The sequence below is a fragment of the Actinomycetospora soli genome (assembly GCF_021026295.1).
GTDB classification, from domain to species: Bacteria; Actinomycetota; Actinomycetes; order Mycobacteriales; family Pseudonocardiaceae; genus Actinomycetospora; species Actinomycetospora soli.
Genome location: NZ_JAJNDA010000016.1, coordinates 55569 through 72233 on the forward strand (window position 1 = coordinate 55569; position 16665 = coordinate 72233).

13 protein-coding genes are annotated in these 16665 nt (G+C 73.8%); 2 read left to right on the plus strand and 11 right to left on the minus strand.

Features of this window, described 5'->3' with window-relative positions:
- The first annotated feature begins 3 nt into the window (after positions 1-3).
- Positions 4-1041: an LLM class flavin-dependent oxidoreductase gene (locus LN037_RS23265; protein ID WP_230757662.1), complete on the plus strand. Its 1038-nt coding sequence runs from the start codon at positions 4-6 to the stop codon at positions 1039-1041.
- Positions 1038-1820 (plus strand): crotonase/enoyl-CoA hydratase family protein, encoded by a 783-nt coding sequence (locus LN037_RS23270; RefSeq protein ID WP_230757663.1) that lies wholly within the window; start codon positions 1038-1040, stop codon positions 1818-1820. The genes LN037_RS23265 and LN037_RS23270 overlap by 4 nt, the downstream gene beginning before the upstream one ends.
- Positions 1821-1992: 172 nt before the next feature.
- On the opposite strand, the gene dnaE is transcribed toward LN037_RS23270, so the two are convergent.
- From dnaE to LN037_RS23325, 11 genes are all read right to left on the minus strand, one after another.
- Complete coding sequence (gene dnaE, locus LN037_RS23275; RefSeq protein ID WP_230757665.1) at positions 1993-5538, minus strand: DNA polymerase III subunit alpha; 3546 nt, start codon at positions 5536-5538, stop codon at positions 1993-1995.
- Positions 5539-5610: 72 nt separating this feature from the next.
- Positions 5611-5847, minus strand: a complete 237-nt coding sequence (locus LN037_RS23280) for a hypothetical protein (protein WP_230757669.1) — start codon at positions 5845-5847, stop codon at positions 5611-5613.
- A 551-nt stretch (positions 5848-6398) separates the two neighbouring features.
- Entirely contained in the window at positions 6399-7241 is an 843-nt protein-coding gene (gene dapA / locus LN037_RS23285; RefSeq protein ID WP_230757672.1) for a 4-hydroxy-tetrahydrodipicolinate synthase, read from the minus strand.
- A gap of 52 nt (positions 7242-7293) precedes the next feature.
- Positions 7294-8271, minus strand: a complete 978-nt coding sequence (locus LN037_RS23290; protein WP_230757673.1) for a malate dehydrogenase — start codon at positions 8269-8271, stop codon at positions 7294-7296.
- Positions 8272-8374: 103 nt separating this feature from the next.
- Positions 8375-9649, minus strand: coding sequence for an NAD(P)/FAD-dependent oxidoreductase (locus LN037_RS23295; RefSeq protein ID WP_230757674.1), 1275 nt, complete (start codon positions 9647-9649; stop codon positions 8375-8377).
- 169 nt (positions 9650-9818) lie between these two features.
- The gene (locus tag LN037_RS23300) at positions 9819-10508 is read right to left on the minus strand and encodes a hypothetical protein (RefSeq protein WP_230757676.1); all 690 of its coding nucleotides are present in this window, start codon (positions 10506-10508) and stop codon (positions 9819-9821) included.
- A 74-nt stretch (positions 10509-10582) separates the two neighbouring features.
- A complete protein-coding gene (locus tag LN037_RS23305) occupies positions 10583-11518 on the minus strand; it encodes an RluA family pseudouridine synthase (RefSeq protein WP_230757682.1) in 936 nt (311 codons plus the stop codon).
- Positions 11515-12132, minus strand: a complete 618-nt coding sequence (gene lspA / locus LN037_RS23310; protein ID WP_230757692.1) for a signal peptidase II — start codon at positions 12130-12132, stop codon at positions 11515-11517. Before lspA ends, LN037_RS23305 begins: the two co-directional genes overlap by 4 nt.
- Before the next feature lie 56 nt (positions 12133-12188).
- Positions 12189-13676 (minus strand): potassium/proton antiporter, encoded by a 1488-nt coding sequence (locus LN037_RS23315; protein ID WP_230757694.1) that lies wholly within the window; start codon positions 13674-13676, stop codon positions 12189-12191.
- A gap of 89 nt (positions 13677-13765) precedes the next feature.
- Positions 13766-14575 carry a class I SAM-dependent methyltransferase gene (locus tag LN037_RS23320; RefSeq protein WP_230757697.1) on the minus strand — a complete coding sequence of 270 codons (810 nt, stop codon included), beginning with the start codon at positions 14573-14575 and terminating at the stop codon, positions 13766-13768.
- 40 nt (positions 14576-14615) lie between these two features.
- Positions 14616-16616, minus strand: a complete 2001-nt coding sequence (locus LN037_RS23325) for a hypothetical protein (RefSeq protein WP_230757700.1) — start codon at positions 16614-16616, stop codon at positions 14616-14618.
- Positions 16617-16665: the final 49 nt, after the last annotated feature.

Sequence of the window (16665 nt, forward strand, 5' to 3'; positions counted from 1 at the left end):
TCCATGCCCGAACCCGGCGTGCCCCTGGAGCGGCAGGGCTTCCTGACCCTCGGCACCTACGACGGCGCCGACCCCGCGCCCGGCCACGAGTACCTGCTGCGCGAGATCGTGCTGGGCGAGGAGCTCGGCTTCGACTCGGTGTGGCTGCGCCACCGCCACTTCCAGTCCGGCATCTCCTCGCCGGTCGCGATCCTCGCGGCCGCCTCGCAGCGCACGTCGCGGATCGAGTTCGGGACGGCGGTGACGCCGCTGGGCTGGGAGAACCCGCTGCGCTACGCCGAGGACCTCGGCACCGTCGACGTCCTCTCCGGCGGGCGGATGAACCCGGGCATCAGCGTCGGGCCGCCGATCCACTGGGACGACGTGAAGGCCGGGCTCTACCCCGACACCGCCGAACACGAGGACCTGACCTACTCCCGGGTGGAGCGGCTCCTGGCCCTGCTGCGCGGGGAGCCGGCGAGCACGTTCTCCGGGATCGACGGCATCGAGTCGTTCTCCGACTACGTGCAGCCGCAGTCGCCGGGTCTGGCCGACCGCGTCTGGTACGGCGGCGGCAGCCGGCGCTCGGTGCGCTGGGCCGGGGAGCACGGCCTCGCCATGCTCACGAGCAACGTCATCCAGGCCGAGGGCCACGACCTCGGCGACGACGCGTCGCAGGTCTTCCCGCTCATCCAGGCCGAGCAGATCGAGCTCTTCCGGTCGGTGCACCCGCTCGGTGCCGCGGCGCGGGTGTCGCAGGGCCTCGTCGTCATCCCGACCGACTCCGCCACCGCCGACCAGAAGGCCCGCTACGCCGCCTTCGTCGAGCACCGCACCCCGCGGACCGCGGTCGCCCACGGCCCCCGGAACATGCTCTACGCCCGCGACCTCGTCGGCTCCTCGGACGAGATCGCCGAGGCGCTCTACGCGAACCCCGCGTTCCGGGCGGTCCGCGAGGTGGTCTGGGCGCTGCCGTTCACCTTCGAGCACGCCGACTACGTCCAGATCCTCACCGACATGGCCGAGAAGCTCGGCCCGGCGCTCGGCTGGAGCCCCCGATGAGCCTCCTTCCCGACGCCGGGTCGGTGCGGGTCACGCACGACGGTCCCGTCACGACCGTGACCCTGCACCGCCCCGAGCGGCGCAACGCCGTCGACGGCCCGACCGCGCTCGCACTCGCCGAGGCGTTCCGGGCGTTCGACGCGGACCCGCGCGCGGCGGTCGCCGTCCTGCACGGCGCCGACGGCGTGTTCTGCGCGGGCGCCGACCTCACCGCGGTGGGGAGTCCGTCGGGCAACCGCACCGACCCCGCCGGCGACGGACCGATGGGCCCGACCCGGCTGCGGCTGTCGAAGCCGGTGATCGCCGCGGTCTCCGGTCACGCCGTCGCGGGCGGGTTGGAGCTGGCGCTGTGGTGCGACCTGCGGGTGGCCGACGAGACCGCCGTGTTCGGGGTGTTCTGCCGTCGGTGGGGCGTGCCGCTGATCGACGGCGGCACCGTGCGTCTCCCCCGGTTGATCGGCACGAGCCGCGCGATGGACCTCGTCCTGACCGGCCGCCCCGTCGACGCCGCGGAGGCGCTGTCGATCGGGCTGGCGAACCGGGTCGTGCCGGCCGGGTCGGCGCTGTCGGCGGCCCAGTCGCTGGCGCGCGAGCTGGCCGCGTTCCCGCAGGTGTGTCTGCGTGCCGACCGGGCGTCGGTGCTCGGGCAGGAGGGCCTCGACGAGGAGTCCGCCCTGGCCGCTGAGTTCTCGGGCGGGCTGGCCGCACTGATGGCCGAGGGCGTGGCGGGCGCGGCGCGGTTCGCGTCCGGTGAGGGCCGGCACGGGAGCTTCGAGTAGGCCTCACCCGCACGACGACGTCGTGAGCACGACACGGCTGGACGCGGGCGTGTCGCTCACGCCGCCGATCTCGCCCGGGCACCGGCGCCCGCGCCTCCGCGAGGATGACACCAGGCAGCATCCGGAGCCCCGGACCCTGCCTGACGTGACACGCGCGGCGGCGCCGCCGGCGTCACTGCAGGCAGCGTGGCCCGAGCAGCGCCTTGAGGTCGCCCATCAAGGCGCCGGAGTTGGTGACCTTCAGCCCGTCGTCGAGACGCAGCACGTGGGACGCGCCGTTCGCGGCGAGCAGCGTCAGGTGGACCTCGCTCGGCCCGGGGTGGGCGACGAGGACCTCCTTGAACTTGCCGACCCGCTCCGGCGTGCACCGGGCGCTCTCGATCGTGACGCGCACGGGCGGAGCGGCCTGCGCGCCGGTGGACAGGTCGGGCACCGCGAGGTCCTCCACGAACAGGCTCACGCGGTCGTCCCGCTTGTTGACCTTCGCCTTGAGCAGCACGATCGCGTCCTCGGAGACGTCGATCGACACGGCCGCGTAGGTCCGCGGGAAGAACAGCACCTCGATGCCGCCGGCGAGGTCCTCGATCTGGGCCGACGCCCAGGGCTCGCCCTTCTTGTTCACCCGTCGGGTGACGCTGGCGAGGATGCCGCCCACCGTGACCTGCGCACCCTCCGCGACGTCACCCTCGAGGATCTTGGTGATCGGGGTGTCGGCGCGGCTGGCGAGCACGTGCTCGATCCCGTTGAGCGGGTGCCCGGACACGTAGAGGCCGAGCATCTCCCGCTCCAGGGCGAGCCGGTGCTTGGGCTCCCACTCGCCGTCGGGGACCTTCACGTCGAACATGCCCGTCGTGTCCACGGCCTCGGCGCCGTCGTCGGGTTCGTCGAAGCTCCCGAAGAGGTCGAACTGACCGTCGGCCTCGGCCCGCTTGGTGGTCATCACCGCGTCGATGGCCTCGGCGTGCACCAGCGCGAGTCCCTTGCGCGGGTGTCCGAGCGAGTCGAACGCACCGGCCTTGATGAGCGACTCGACCGTCTTCTTGTTGCAGACCTGCTGCTCGACCTTGCGCAGGAAGTCCGAGAAGTCGGTGAAGTTGCCCTTCTCGCGGCGGCTGCCGACGATCGACTCGACGACGTTCGCGCCCACGTTGCGGATCGCGCCGAGACCGAAGCGGATGTCGGACCCGACCGGGGCGAAGTCGCGCACCGAGTCGTTCACGTCCGGCGGCAGCACCGTGATGCCCATGCGGCGGCACTCGGCGAGGTAGATCGCCGCCTTGTCCTTGTCGTCCCGGACGCTGGTGAGCACCGCGGCCATGTACTCGGCGGGGTAGTTCGCCTTGAGGTACGCGGTCCAGTACGACACCACGCCGTAGGCCGCCGAGTGCGCGCGGTTGAACGCGTAGTCGGAGAACGGCAGGAGGATGTCCCACAGCGTCTTGATCGCGGCCGCGGAGTAGCCGTTGTCCTTCATGCCCTGGGCGAAACCCTCGTACTCCTTGTCGAGGATTTCCTTCTTCTTCTTGCCCATGGCGCGGCGGAGCAGGTCGGCCTTGCCCAGCGAGTAGCCCGCGAGCTTCTGGGCGATCGCCATGACCTGTTCCTGGTAGACGATCAGGCCGTAGGTCTCGCCGAGGACGTCCTTGAGGGGCTCCGCCAGCTCCGGGTGGATCGGCGTGACCTCTTGGCGCTTGTTCTTGCGGTCCGCGTAGTCGTTGTGCGCGTTTGCGCCCATCGGGCCCGGCCGGTACAGCGCGCCGACGGCGGAGATGTCGTCGAACTCGGTCGGCGCCATCCGGCGGAGCAGGTCGCGCATCGGCCCGCCGTCGAGCTGGAAGACCCCGAGGGTGTCGCCGCGCGAGAGCAGCTCGTAGGTGGCCTTGTCGTCGAGCCCGAGGTTGTCGAGGTCGAGCGGCTCCTTGCCGTTCAGCGTGATGTTCTTCAGCGCGTCGTCGATGATCGTCAGGTTGCGCAGGCCGAGGAAGTCCATCTTGAGCAGCCCGAGGGTCTCGCAGACCCCCATGTCGAACTGCGTGATGATCGCGCCGTCGGCCTCGCGACGCTGGATCGGGATCACGTCGATGAGGTTCTCCCTCGACATGATCACGCCGGCCGCGTGCACGCCCCACTGACGCTTGAGGCCCTCGAGGTCACGCGCGGTGTCGACGATCTCCTTGACCTGCGGGTCCGACTCGTAGAGCGCCCGCATCTCGGCGGCCTCGGAGTAGCGCTTGTGGCTCGGGTCGAACACCCCGGACAGCGGGATGTCCTTGCCCATGACGGCGGGCGGCATCGACTTGGTGATGCGGTCGGCCACCGCGTAGCCGGGCTGGCCGTAGAGCACGCGCGCGGAGTCCTTGATCGCGGCCTTCGCCTTGATCGTGGAGTAGGTGATGATCTGGGCGATCTTCTCCTCGCCGTACTTCTCGGTGACGTAGCGGATCATCTCGCCGCGCCGGCGCTCGTCGAAGTCCATGTCGATGTCGGGCATGGAGACGCGCTCGGGGTTGAGGAACCGCTCGAAGATCAGCTTGTGGTGGATCGGGTCGAGGTCGGTGATGCCCAGGACGTACGCCACGAGGCTGCCGGCGGCGCTGCCTCGGCCCGGCCCGACGCGCAGGTTGACCGAGCGCGCGTAGTTCAGCAGGTCGGCCGTCACCAGGAAGTAGCCCGGGTAGCCCATCTGCATGATGACCGAGACCTCGTACTCGGCCTGCTTGCGGTAGTTGTCCGGGACGCCGTTCGGGAACCGCCAGTGCAGGCCCCGCTCGACCTCCTTGACCAGCCAGCTGCCCTCGGTCTCGCCCTCGGGGACCGGCGCCACCGGCTGCAGGTCGCGGCCCTCGGTGAACGTGATGTCGACGCGCTCGGCGATGGCCAGCGTGTTGTCGCACGCCTCCGGGAACACCGGGTCCCACTGCGCGCGCATCTCGGCGGCCGACTTCAGGTAGAAGTCCTGCGCGTCGAACCGGAACCGGTTCGGGTCGTTCATCGTCTTGCCGGTCTGCACGCAGAGCAGCACCTCGTGCGGCTTCGCGTCCTTCGCGTACGTGTAGTGCAGGTCGTTCGTCGCGAGGCCCGGCAGGTCGAGCTTCTTCTTGAGGTCGTAGAGGTCGTCGCGGACCCGGCGTTCGATCTCGATGCCGTGGTCCATCAGCTCGCAGAAGAAGTTGTCGCGGCCGAAGATGTCGCGGTAGTCGCTGGCGGCCTGCATGGCGCCGTCGCGGTCGCCGTACTGGAGCAGGCGCGCGACCTCGCCCGACGGGCAGCCCGTCGTCGCGATGATCCCCTTGCCGTAGGTCTCCAGGAGCTCCCGGTCCATACGCGGCTTGTAGTAGTACCCCTCGAGGCTCGCGAGGCTGGAGAGCCGGAAGAGGTTGTGCATCCCCTCCGTGTTCTCCGCCAGGAGCGTCATGTGGGTGTACATCTCGCCCGGGTTGTCCTGGTCGGCCTTGACGCCGTTCAGGGTCGCCCGCTTGCGCTCGTGCCGGGACCCGGGGGCGATGTAGCCCTCCATGCCGATGATCGGCTTGACCCCGTGCGCCTTCGACTTCTTCCAGAACTCGTAGGCGCCGTAGGTGTTGCCGTGGTCGGTCATCGCGAGGGCCGGCATGCCCATGCGGGCGGCCTCGGTGAACAGGTCGTCCAACCGCGCCGCGCCGTCGAGCATCGAGAACTCGGTATGGGTGTGGAGGTGGACGAACGAGTCGTCGGACACGCCAGGAACCTCCCCGCGGGCTGCCGGTCAGGACGGGGCCACGCTACCCGTCGGGTCCGACAGTCTCGGCGCTCACTCGGGGGGCGGACCGTCGATGCTGCTCACCGACCCGGGGCGGCGTGTCGGCGCCCGGGAGGCGTTCCGCGCGTCGCACGAGCCGCACGGACAGCACACCGAGCCGTCGCACGGGATCGGCCCGTAGGCCTCGTCGTCGTCCTCGTCGTCCCGGTCGAACGTGTCCTCCCAGGACGGGTCGTCGCCGGTCGACCACAGTCGCCCCAGCTCGGCCAGGTCCACGATTCGTCGCATGGCATCCCCCTCGTGTCGATCGGACACGCGGAGGGTGACGCAGGGGTCCGACAGCCTCGGCCGTTGATGCGAGGCGATCCGAGGCCACGTGGAGTGGACGGGCGCCTCGTGGGGCGCCTCGTCTCGGGCTGCGGCCGTCCTCGGCTCGCCTTGTCGCGGGCTACGGCCGACCTCGGCTCGCCTTGTCGCGGGGATTCACAACGACAAGGCACGGCGGGGGCGGGCACGGACCACGACAAGGCACTCGCGGGCAGGGCGACGTCCGGCCGCCGGTCTCCGTCGGCACCCTGTCGTGGGCTCCGGCCGACCTCGGGTCGCCCTGTCGTTGTGAATCCCCGCGACAAGGCACCCGCGGGGCGGCGGCAGGCCACGACAAGGCACCCGCGGGGCGGCGGCAGACCACGACAAGGCACCCGTGAGGCGGCGGCAGGCCACGACAAGGCACCCGTGGAGCGGCGGCAAGCCGCGACAAGGCACCCGCGGGGCCGCAGCAAGCCGCGAAGGCGCCCGCGGGGCGGGCCGGACCGGCCGACCCGCCGTCGGGAAGGGCCCTAGAGGAGCCCCGCACCCTCCAGGGCGGCGCGCACCACCGCGGCCTCCTCGTCGGAGGCCTCGACGAGCGGGAGACGCAGACCCGGGCCGCACAGCCCGAGCATCGCCAGGGCGGCCTTGACCGGGATCGGGTTCACCGTGACCGACAGCGCGTCGAGGATCGGCTTGAACGCCGCCTCGAGTTCCGCGCGGTGCTCCGGCTCGCGGGCCATCCGGGCCATGAGGTCGCCGCAGACGTGCGAGGCGACGGAGATGACGCCGCACTCCCCCAGGTCCAGCACGGGGGCGTACAGCTCGTCGTTGCCGGCGTAGATGCCGAGGCCGTCGACCTTCGCGAGGTTCGCGTTCGCGGCCTGCTTGACGTAGTCGACGTGCTCGATCTGGGCCAGCTCGGCGAGCTCGTCGTTCGGCACGTCGCGGGAGACGCGCGACGGGATGTTGTAGAGCACGATCGGCTTGTCGGTGGCCTTCGCGACCTCGCGGTAGTGCGCGGCGAGACCCCGGCGGTTGGGCCGGTTGTAGTACGGGGTGACCGAGAGGATCGCGTCGACGCCCGCGGCGGTCGCGCGCTCGGTCATCTCGACGGCGTGGCGGGTGTCGTTCGAGCCGGCCGACCCGACGATCGTCACGCCGGCGGGGCGCTCCGCGCAGGCCAGCTCGACGAGGCGCATGTGCTCCTCGATCGACAGGGTGGGCGACTCACCGGTGGTCCCGCACACGACGATCCCGTCGGAACCGTGGGCGGCCAGGTGGTGCATCAGGTCGACGAAGGTCTTCTCGTCGACGGCCCCCTGCTCGTCGAAGGGCGTGACGATGGCGGTGAGGACGGTTCCGAGCGACACCCGGACAGGTTGCCCTGTCGGGGTGCCGCCCGTCGACACCGGGTGGGCCGTCCTAGACGAGGCCGAGCTTCTTCACGGCCTCGCGCTCCTCGGCGAGCTCGTTGTTCGAGGCGTCGATCCGCTCCCGGGAGAAGTCCGAGATGTCGAGGCCCTGCACGATCTCCCACTTCCCGTCCTTGGCGGTGACGGGGAAGGACGACACGAGGCCCTCGGGGGTGCCGTACGAGCCGTCGGAGACGATCGCGGCGGAGGTCCAGTCGCCCTCGCGGGTGCCGTTGACCCAGGTGTGGACGTGGTCGATGGCCGCCGCGGCCGCGGAGGCCGCCGACGACGCGCCGCGCACCTCGATGATCTCGGCGCCGCGCTTGGCGACGCGCGGGATGAACTCGTCGGTCAGCCAGCTCTGGTCGATCTGGTCCGCGACCGGCTTGCCGTCGATGAGGACGTTCGAGACGTCGGGGTACTGCGAGGCGGAGTGGTTCCCCCAGATCGTGAACTTCGAGATCTGGTCGACGCCCACGCCGAACTTGTTGGCCAGCTGCGCGAGGCCGCGGTTGTGGTCCAGCCGCGTCATGGCCGTGAAGCGGTCCTTCGGCACGTCGGAGTTCGACGCCGCGATGAGCGCGTTGGTGTTGGCCGGGTTGCCGACCACGAGCACCTTCACGTCGTCGGCCGCGCCGTTGAGCGCCTCGCCCTGGGGCTTGAAGATGCCGCCGTTGGCCTCGAGGAGGTCGGCGCGCTCCATGCCCTTCGTGCGCGGGCGGGCACCGACGAGCAGCCCGACGTTGGCGCCCTCGAAGGCCTTCGTCGCGTCGTCGTAGACGTCGACGCCGTCGAGCAGCTCGAACGCGCCGTCCTCCAGCTCGAGCGCGGTGCCCTCGGCGGCCTTCACGGCCTGCGGGATCTCCAGGAGCTTGAGCCGGACCTTGCGGCCCTCCCCGAGCAGCTGACCGGAGGCGATGCGGAAGAGCAGCGCGTAACCGATCTGACCGGCGGCACCGGTGACGACGACGTTGACGGGCGAGGCCATGCTCTCTCTCCAGACTGAGGTCCCTGATCTTTCGGGCCGCCAGCCTCCCACGTCCGGCCGGGTGCGACGCGGCGAGGCTGGTCACCTCACCGCGCCCACCGGGTCAGTCGCCGACGACGAGCTGCGAGCGCCGCTGACCGATGTAGCGGAACGTCAGCGCCAGCGACACCATGATCCGGTTCCGGTTGCCGAGCAGCGCGAAGATGTGGACGAACATCCACGCGAGCCAGGCGATGGTGCCGGTCAGCTTCGGGCCGTGGGCGATCTCGGCCACCGCGGCGCGGCGTCCGATGGTGGCCATCGTGCCCTTGTCGAAGTACTTGAACGGCGACAGCGGCCGGCCCTCGAGCAGCGCGACCAGGTTCTTCGCGGCGTGAGAGCCGGTCTGGATCGCGGGCTGGGCGAGCTGCGGCAGCGGGTTGTCGTCGATGACACCGATGTCGCCCGCGACGAACACCTCGGGGTGCTCGGGCACGCGCAGCTGCGAGTCGACGACGATGCGGCCGCCGCGGCCCTGGGTGAGGCCCCACTTCTTCACCGTGTCGTGCGCGGCGACCCCGGTGGCCCAGATGGTCATCTGCGCCGGGATCTCCTCGCCGCTCTTGAGCACCACGCGGTCGCCGCGCACCTCGGACACGGCGGTGCCCAGGCGGAGCTCGACGCCGCGCTCGCGCAGCTGGTTCGCGGCGTACTGGCGCAGCTTCGCGTCGAACGGCCCGAGGACCTTGTCGGTCATCTCGAGCAGGATGACCTTGACGTGGTCCGGGTCCAGCTCGGGGAACCGGGTCGGCAGCATCGAGTTGCGCAGCTCGGCCAGGGTCCCGGCCATCTCGACGCCGGTCGCGCCGCCGCCGACCACGACCACCGACGCGCCGTCGGTCTCGCCGGTCGCCGCGATGTGGTCCAGGTAGCCCATCATCCGGTCGCGCACCGCGAGCGCCTCGGCGCGGGTGTAGATCGGGTAGGCGTTCTCGCGGGCCCCGGGCACGCCGAAGTAGTTCGTCGTGACCCCGTTGGCCAGGATCAGGTAGTCGTAGGAGAGGGCCGGCCCGACGTCGAGGGTCAGCACCTTCGCCTCGGGGTCGATCTCGGTGACCACGCCCTTGCGGAAGGTCACCCACGTCGAGCTCTTGCGCTCCACGCCGGAGACGAACGAGCGCGCGCCGTAGGTGATGTCGCCGGGGTTCAGCGCGCCCGTGGCGACCTGGTAGAGCAGCGGCTGGAAGGTCGAGTAGCTGTGCCGGTCGATCAGCGTGACCCGCACCGGCGCCTTGCGGAGCGAGCGCACCGCGGAGATCCCGGCGAAGCCCGCTCCCACCACGACGACGTGGGGACGCGTGTCCGTCCCGGCCGCTCCCGACGACTGCGCGGCACTCATCAGCCCTGCACCTCTCTCCCCTCCGCGCTGGCCGGTTCGATTCAGACCAGCTCATGCGGTACCTCTGACGTACCCTCCATCGTCCTCCGTCACGCGGCGTCGTCCAGCGCGCACCCGTACCGTGCACGTCACGTCGTGTCTCCGCTCACGCGGACCACACCGACGGGGGTCACCCGGTCGGCGGCACCGGCCCGTCGTCGGGAACGGGCCCGACGACGGGTCCGTCCGCGCGGCCCGGTCCCTGCTCGGGCAGCAGCGGCGACACGGCGAGGCGGGTCCGGGTCGCGTCCGGCAGGGCGACCTGGACCGCCCGGACGCCGGGCCGCGCCCGCAGGGCGGGCACGTCGGCCGGGGCCACTCGGACGACGACCGCGACGAGGCAGGCGCAGTCGGGGCGCCCCAGCGCGGCGGCCTCGGCGGCGGCGACCGCCGCCCGCCTGGTCCCCGGCGCCGCGACGGTCGCGTCCTGCGTGGCCTGCCCGGCCGCCGTGGTCAGCGCCGCCCGCAGGGCCGCCTCGGGCGGCGCGGGCTGCAGGTCGATCTCCCGCAGCGCGGTCTGCACGCGGGGGAACGGCACGCGCACCACGGCCCGCAGCGGGGTCACGTTCCCGACGGCGGCTGCGGCGGACCCCGGCGCGAGGCTCGCGTCGAACTGCACGAGCGCGAGCCGCGGCGCGGGGTCACCGGGCTCGGGCACCGCGGCGACGCGGGCCAGGTAGGCGGTGACGTCCTCCCCCGGCCCGGGCCCGAGGCGGACCGCGTCGGTCCCGCCCGCCGGGCCGCCGGTCGGATCGGGGCCGCTGCGCTGGGTACCCGCCGCCCAGGCCGTGACCAGGACGACGACGAGCAGCACGGCCACCGCGATCACATAGCGCGGCCAGCGCGGCAGGTCCTCGTCCTCCTCCTCGTCGTCGACGGGGTCGGGCCCCTCGCTCAGTTCGAGGCCCGCAGGACGTCGAGGGCGTGCGCGAGGTCCGCGGGCGGTTCGCTGACGAACTCCACCCACCGGCCGTCGGCGGGGTGGTGCAGGCCGAGGCGGTGGGCGTGCAGCCACTGGCGGGTCAGCCCGAGGCGCTTGGAGAGCGTCGGGTCGGCGCCGTAGCCGGAGTCGCCCACGCAGGGGTGGCGCAACGCGGAGAAGTGCACGCGGATCTGGTGCGTGCGCCCCGTCTCGAGCTCGACCTCGAGCAGCGAGGCCGCCGGGAACGCCTCGAGCGTGCGGTAGTGGGTCACCGACGGCTTGCCGTCGGTCATCACGGCGAAGCGCCAGTCGTGCTTCGGGTGCCGGTCGATGGGGGCGTCGATGGTGCCGTCGCTCGGGTCCGGGTGGCCCTGGACGACCGCGAGGTAGATCTTGGCGACGGTCCGCTCGCGGAAGGCGGTCTTGAGCACCGAGTAGGCGCGCTCGGACTTGGCGACGACCATCACCCCGGTGGTGCCGGCGTCGAGCCGGTGCACGATGCCCTGCCGCTCGGCCGCGCCGGACGTCGCGATCGAGACGCCGAGGGCGGCGAGGCCGGCCACGACGGTCGGCCCGGTCCAGCCCGGGCTCGGGTGCACCGCCACGCCCACCGGCTTGTCGACGACCACGATCTCGTCGTCCTCGTGCAGGACGACCAGGCCCTCGACGGCCCGCGCCGTGACCACGCGCTCGGCCGGGTCGCGCTCCGGGTCGGGCAGGTCGACCTCCAGCCAGCTGCCCGCGACGAGCCGGTCGGACTTGCCGGCCGCGGCGCCGTCGAGGCGCACGGCGCCCTCCTCGGCGAGCGCGGCGACGACGGTGCGGGACAGCCCGAGCATGCGGGAGAGCCCGGCGTCGAGCCGCATCCCGTCGAGGCCGTCGGGGACCGGCAGGGTGCGCAGGCTCATCGACCCGACCCCGTGGTCGAGCTGCGCTGCGCTGCGTCTCCGGCCCCCACCGGCTCGCGCCCGGACCGCGTGCCGTCGATCTCGATGCCCCACAGCGCGAGCCCCACCAGGAGCGCGCCGCCCAGGCAGATCGCGGAGTCGGCGGCGTTGAACACCGGCCACCAGCCCACCGAGACGAAGTCGACCACGTGGCCCTGCAGCGGCCCGGGGCTGCGGAAGAAGCGGTCGACCAGGTTGCCCAGGGCCCCGCCGAGGACCAGGCCCAGCGCGATCGCCCAGCCCCGCGAGCGCATGCGCCGCGCGTAGCGGGCGATCCCGACGACCACGGCGACCGCCACCAGGGTCAGCAACCACGTCATGCCGGTGGCCAGCGAGAACGCCGCGCCCGGGTTGCGCACCAGCACGAGGCTGACGGTGCCGTCGAACAGCAGCGGGATGCGCTCGCCGTCGACCATGGCGGCGACGATCGCGATCTTCGTGGCGAGGTCGACGACGAGGACGACCACCGCGACGGCCACCAGGAGCGGCAGCCGACGGGAGCCCGGAGCGGCCTGCCCCGGCACGGTCGCGTCGGTGGCGGCGCTCGCGGCGGTGCCGTCGCTGGCGTCGGTCATGTCCCCATCCTCCCCCGCCGCGCCGCGAGCTCGCCGTGAACCCCCGCACGCCCCGCTCAGGGGGACGTCGGGGTGCCGGAGTCCCCGCGCCAGCGGGCGAGCCGGCCGGAGCGGTCGACCGCCCGCAGCCGACGTTCCGCGGCCTCGCGCGCGGTGGCGGTGGCGACGACGAGCAGCTGGTCGCCCTCCTGGATCCGGGTGTCGGCCTGCGGGGTGAAGCTCGCCCCGCGGCGCACCACGAGCGACAGGCCCGTGCCCTCGGGCAGACGCAGCTCCCGCACGTAGACCCCGTGCATCCGCGACCCCTGCGGGACGGTCATCTGCAGCAGGTCCGCGCGCAACGCCTCCAGCGGCGCCGCGTCGACCTCGATCTCCTGCACCGGGGGCTTCGCCAGGCCGAGGGCCTTCGCGACGGCGGGGAGGGTCGTCCCCTGCACGACGGTCAGCACGACGACGAGCACGAACACGGCGTCGACCAGTTCGCGCGCCCCGGGCAGCCCCCCGGTGAGCGGGACCAGCGCGAGCACGATGGGCACCGCTCCGCGCAGCCCCGCCCACGACAGGAACGCCTGTTCCTGCCACGGCACGCGGAACCAGACCGCCGCCGCCACGACCGACAGCGGCCGGGCGACCAGGAGCAGGACCGCGGCCGCGATCACGGCGGGGACGACGGCCGGGAGCAGCCGGTCCGGGGAGACGTAGAGGCCGAGCAGCACGAACAGACCGATCTGGGCGAGCCAGCCGACGCCCTCGGCGAACGACCGGGTGCCCTCCCGGTGCGGCAGCGCGGCGTTGCCGAGCACCAGGGCGGCGACGTAGCAGGCGAGGAGCCCGGAGGCGTGCAGGCTCTGGCCGAGGGCGTACGCGCCGACGCACACCGCGAGGGTCGCGAGGGGGTAGAGGCCGGTCGCCGGGAGCGCGGAGCGCCGCAGGCCCGTGGCGCCGAGCCGTCCGATGACCACGCCCAGCACCCCGCCCAGGACGAGCTCGTAGACGACGAGCAGCGGGTCGGTCCAGGAGACGGCGGTGCCGGCGGAGAGCAGCAGGACCGCGATGAAGGCGGGCGCGTCGTTGAGACCGGACTCGAGCTCGAGGGCACCGACCAGCCGGCCGCCGAGCCCGAGCCCGCGCAGCACGCTGAACACGGCCGCGGCGTCGGTCGACGCCAGCACCGCGCCCCAGAGGAAGGCGACGCGCAGGTCGAGGCCCAGGAGCCAGTGCAGCGCGTAGCCGGTGACCGTGATGCTGACGGCGACCGAGATCGTCGAGAGCGCGATGCCCAGGCCGAGCGCCGGACGGACCGTCGACCAGCGGGTGGAGAGCCCGCCGTCGGCCAGGATCAGGACGAGCGCGGCGACCCCGAGGGCCTGGGTGAGCGCGGCGTCGTCGAAGCGGATGCCGAGACCGGCCTCGCCGATGAGCACCCCGATGCCGAGGTAGAGCAGCAGCGAGGGCAGACCGAGCCGGGTGGAGAAGCGGACGGCCACGACCGCGAGCAGCACGACGGCCGAGCCGATCCCCAGCAGCAGCGGCAGCCGGTCCACGCGCCGCGGCCCTCCCTGTCGTCACCCATCCCGACCCGAGGGGCGATCGTAGCGCCGCGACCCCGGCCGACCCGGCGTCGTCGTCCGACTCAGGTCCGCCAGCTGAACGTCACACGCTCGGCGGGCGGGGTGGTGGGGCCGTCGTGCGTCGCGAGCACCTCCGCGACCTCGCCCGCTCGGTCGGGCGGGAGGCAGAGCCGGCGGGTCACCCGGGCCGCGCGGGCGTCCGGGTCCTCCACCGGCCGCGGGTCCGCCGTCCACCGCCGGACCTCCGGCTCGACGCCGAGCTCGGTCAGCACCGCGAGGGCGTCGTCCGCCGTCGGCGGCGCCGGGCGGCGCACGCCGTGGAAGCGGTCCCAGAACGGGTCGAGCCAGGCCTGCGGGTGCGTCGCGTGGATCTCCATGACGACCCCGACGCGCGCCGCGGCGGTCAGCCCGGAGGCGAAGGCGGCGAGGTCGCCGGTGTCGTACCCGACGTGGTGGCAGAGCACGAGGTCGGCGGTGCCGGTGTCGGGCAGCGCCTCCGGCCACGAGCCGAGCACGCCCTGGTAGGGCATGTCCCACTCCAGGCAGGCGCGGACGAAGGCGGCCAGCATGTCCGACGCCGGGTCCACCCCGACGACGTGGCGCGCCTCCCCCACCAGCGCGAGCGACGCCGCGCCGGCGCCGCACCCGACGTCGAGCACGGTCCGGTCGGGCGAGGCGGCGAGCACGGCCACCGCCGCGCGGCGCGACGGCGTGTCGGCCGGCTCCGCGGCGGGCAGGAACCGCTCCGGGTCCTGGCGGTAGGGGCTGGCCGGGGCGTGGGCGAGGATCTCGTCCGGGACCGCCCGGGCCGCCATGAGGGCGGCCCAGCGAGCGGCGGCGGTGCGGGTCGGGGTGCCGGTCGGGGTCTCCACGGTGACCATCTGATCACGGGCGGCCCCGACCCGCTCCACCTCAGCGGCGGCTGTCGGCCCCGTGCTGCTCGGCGAGCGACCGGACCGGGGTGCACCAGGAGCACCCGGTGAACCCGAGTTCGATCGCCTCGGACACGGGGAGCGGGATGACCTCGCGGCCGAAGAGGTAGCCGCACCGGCCGAGGTGGAAGCGCGGCTCCTCGTCGATCACCAGCACCTCGTCCACGCGGGCGACGACGACGTCGAGGCTGGCGCGGTCGGGCTGCTCGTCGTCCGGCTCGGGCGCGCGGGCCGGCGGCGGCGTCATCGGCGGCGGCGTCATCGGCGGCGGCGTCTGCCGACCGTGCCCGTTCGTCCCCGTGTGCTCCGTGTCCGCACCCTGCCCCGCGCCATCCCGACCGGGGGTCTGGGCCGGAGGAGTCTGGGCCGGAGGAGTCTGGGCCGGCGGGGTCTGGGCCGCAGCGGACGGCGCCCCGCCGTCGGCGTCGGCCGGCTGGTGCGGCGGCGGACCGTCGCCGAGCCGGGTCTGCGCCGGCTGCGACGGGGCCTGTCGGGGCACCTGGCCCTGCTGGCCCCGCGGCTGCTGACCCTGCGGCTGCTGACCCTGCGGCTGCTGACCCTGCGGCTGCTGACCCTGCGGCTGCTGGCCCTGCGGCTGCTGGCCCTGCGGCTGCTGGCCCTGCGGCTGCTGGCCCTGCGGCTGCTGGCCCTGCGGCTGCTGGCCCTGCGGCTGCTGGCCCTGCGGCTGCTGGCCCTGGGGGCGACCCCGTGGCGCCTCGCTGCCGTAGCCCTGCGGCGCGGCCTGGGAGTAGCGCTCCTGCGGCGCCTGACCCTGCGGCGCCTGGCCCGCGGCCGACGCCGGGGGTCCCGACGCGCGGTCCCGGCCGCCCGAGGTGGCGGCAGCAGCGGCGGCACCGGCGGCGACGCCGGCCGCACCGAACGCGGCGGCGGCACCGGGACCACGTCCCTCCGACGCGCCGGGGCGGCCCTCGGCGGCGGCCTGGGCGGAGTCGCCCGGACGCCCGGACACGGCCGTCGTGTCCGACTCCGGGCCGTCGACCCGCGAGTCCTGACGCTCCGGACGCTCCGGGCGCTCCTGCGGCGCACCGGCCGGCGCCTCGCGGCGGGCCCGCTCGAGGGCGTCCGCCGGCATGCGGTTGGTGGCGTCCTGCTCGTCCTCCGGGCCGTGGTTCGACACCGACGACGGGGTGGCGGCGGACGCGACGGGGCCACCGACGGTCGCGGTCGCGGCGGCCGGTCCCCGGCCGTCGGCCTGCGTGACGTCGGACGCGCCGGAGGCGACCGCGCTGCTGCGGTCCCGGGTCGGCGCCTCGGTCACCGCGTCGGGGCCGTCGCCGACGCGCGGGGCGGACGACTGACCCGCGGGGGCCTGCGGGGCACCGGGACGACCCGGGCCCTGCGGTGCGCGGGGCGGCCCGGGCGGACCCTGCGGCGGCATCCCGCCCGGCCGGGCACCCGGTCCGGCCGCGGGGGTGTTGGGGAGGGGCACGAGCCCCAGGAAGCGCGAGCCCTCGGGGGCGTTGGGCACGCGCGACGGGTCGTGCCCGAGACGGCCCGAGGCGGAGGCCCGCAGGCCCCGCGGGATCCCACGCGGACGCGCCGGGGGCGGCGGCATGGGGGCCCGACCGCCCGGCCCGCCGTGCGGCCCCTGCTGACCCTGCCCGTGCTGTCCCTGCTGGCCCTGACCCGGCTGACCCGGGCCGGACTGGCCGGTCGGCGGACCCACGGGACGGTCCTGCGGGCCGGGACCCGAGGCGCCCACGGGCTGCGACGAGGGCTGCTGCGCCCACGCCTCCTGCCCCGGCGCACCGGGGCCGGCGGGAGCGCCGACGGCGGCCGGAGCGGCCTCCGGCGTGGTGGCGCGGGCCTTGCGCCGCCGCATCACGTCGGCGATCAACAGGCCGGCGGCCACCGCGCTGGCGGCCACCGAACCCCAGGCCCAGGCCGCCGTGGCGGTGACCACGGCGACCACGAGCAGGGCGAACGCCGCCAAGACGCAGAGCAGGACGAGCAGAAGCACGATCGACCCCTCACCTACCGGGTCGGGTCACCGGTCGCAGGCCTTCCCC

Coding starts and splice junctions, on each gene's coding strand:
- LN037_RS23265 (WP_230757662.1), top strand. CDS start 4: ATGCCCGAACCCGGCGTGCCCCTGGAGCGGCAGGGCTTCCTGACCCTC.
- LN037_RS23270 (WP_230757663.1), top strand. CDS start 1,038: ATGAGCCTCCTTCCCGACGCCGGGTCGGTGCGGGTCACGCACGACGGT.
- LN037_RS23280 (WP_230757669.1), bottom strand. CDS start 5,847: ATGCGACGAATCGTGGACCTGGCCGAGCTGGGGCGACTGTGGTCGACC.
- LN037_RS23290 (WP_230757673.1), bottom strand. CDS start 8,271: ATGGCCTCGCCCGTCAACGTCGTCGTCACCGGTGCCGCCGGTCAGATC.
- LN037_RS23295 (WP_230757674.1), bottom strand. CDS start 9,649: ATGAGTGCCGCGCAGTCGTCGGGAGCGGCCGGGACGGACACGCGTCCC.
- LN037_RS23305 (WP_230757682.1), bottom strand. CDS start 11,518: ATGAGCCTGCGCACCCTGCCGGTCCCCGACGGCCTCGACGGGATGCGG.
- lspA (WP_230757692.1), bottom strand. CDS start 12,132: ATGACCGACGCCAGCGACGGCACCGCCGCGAGCGCCGCCACCGACGCG.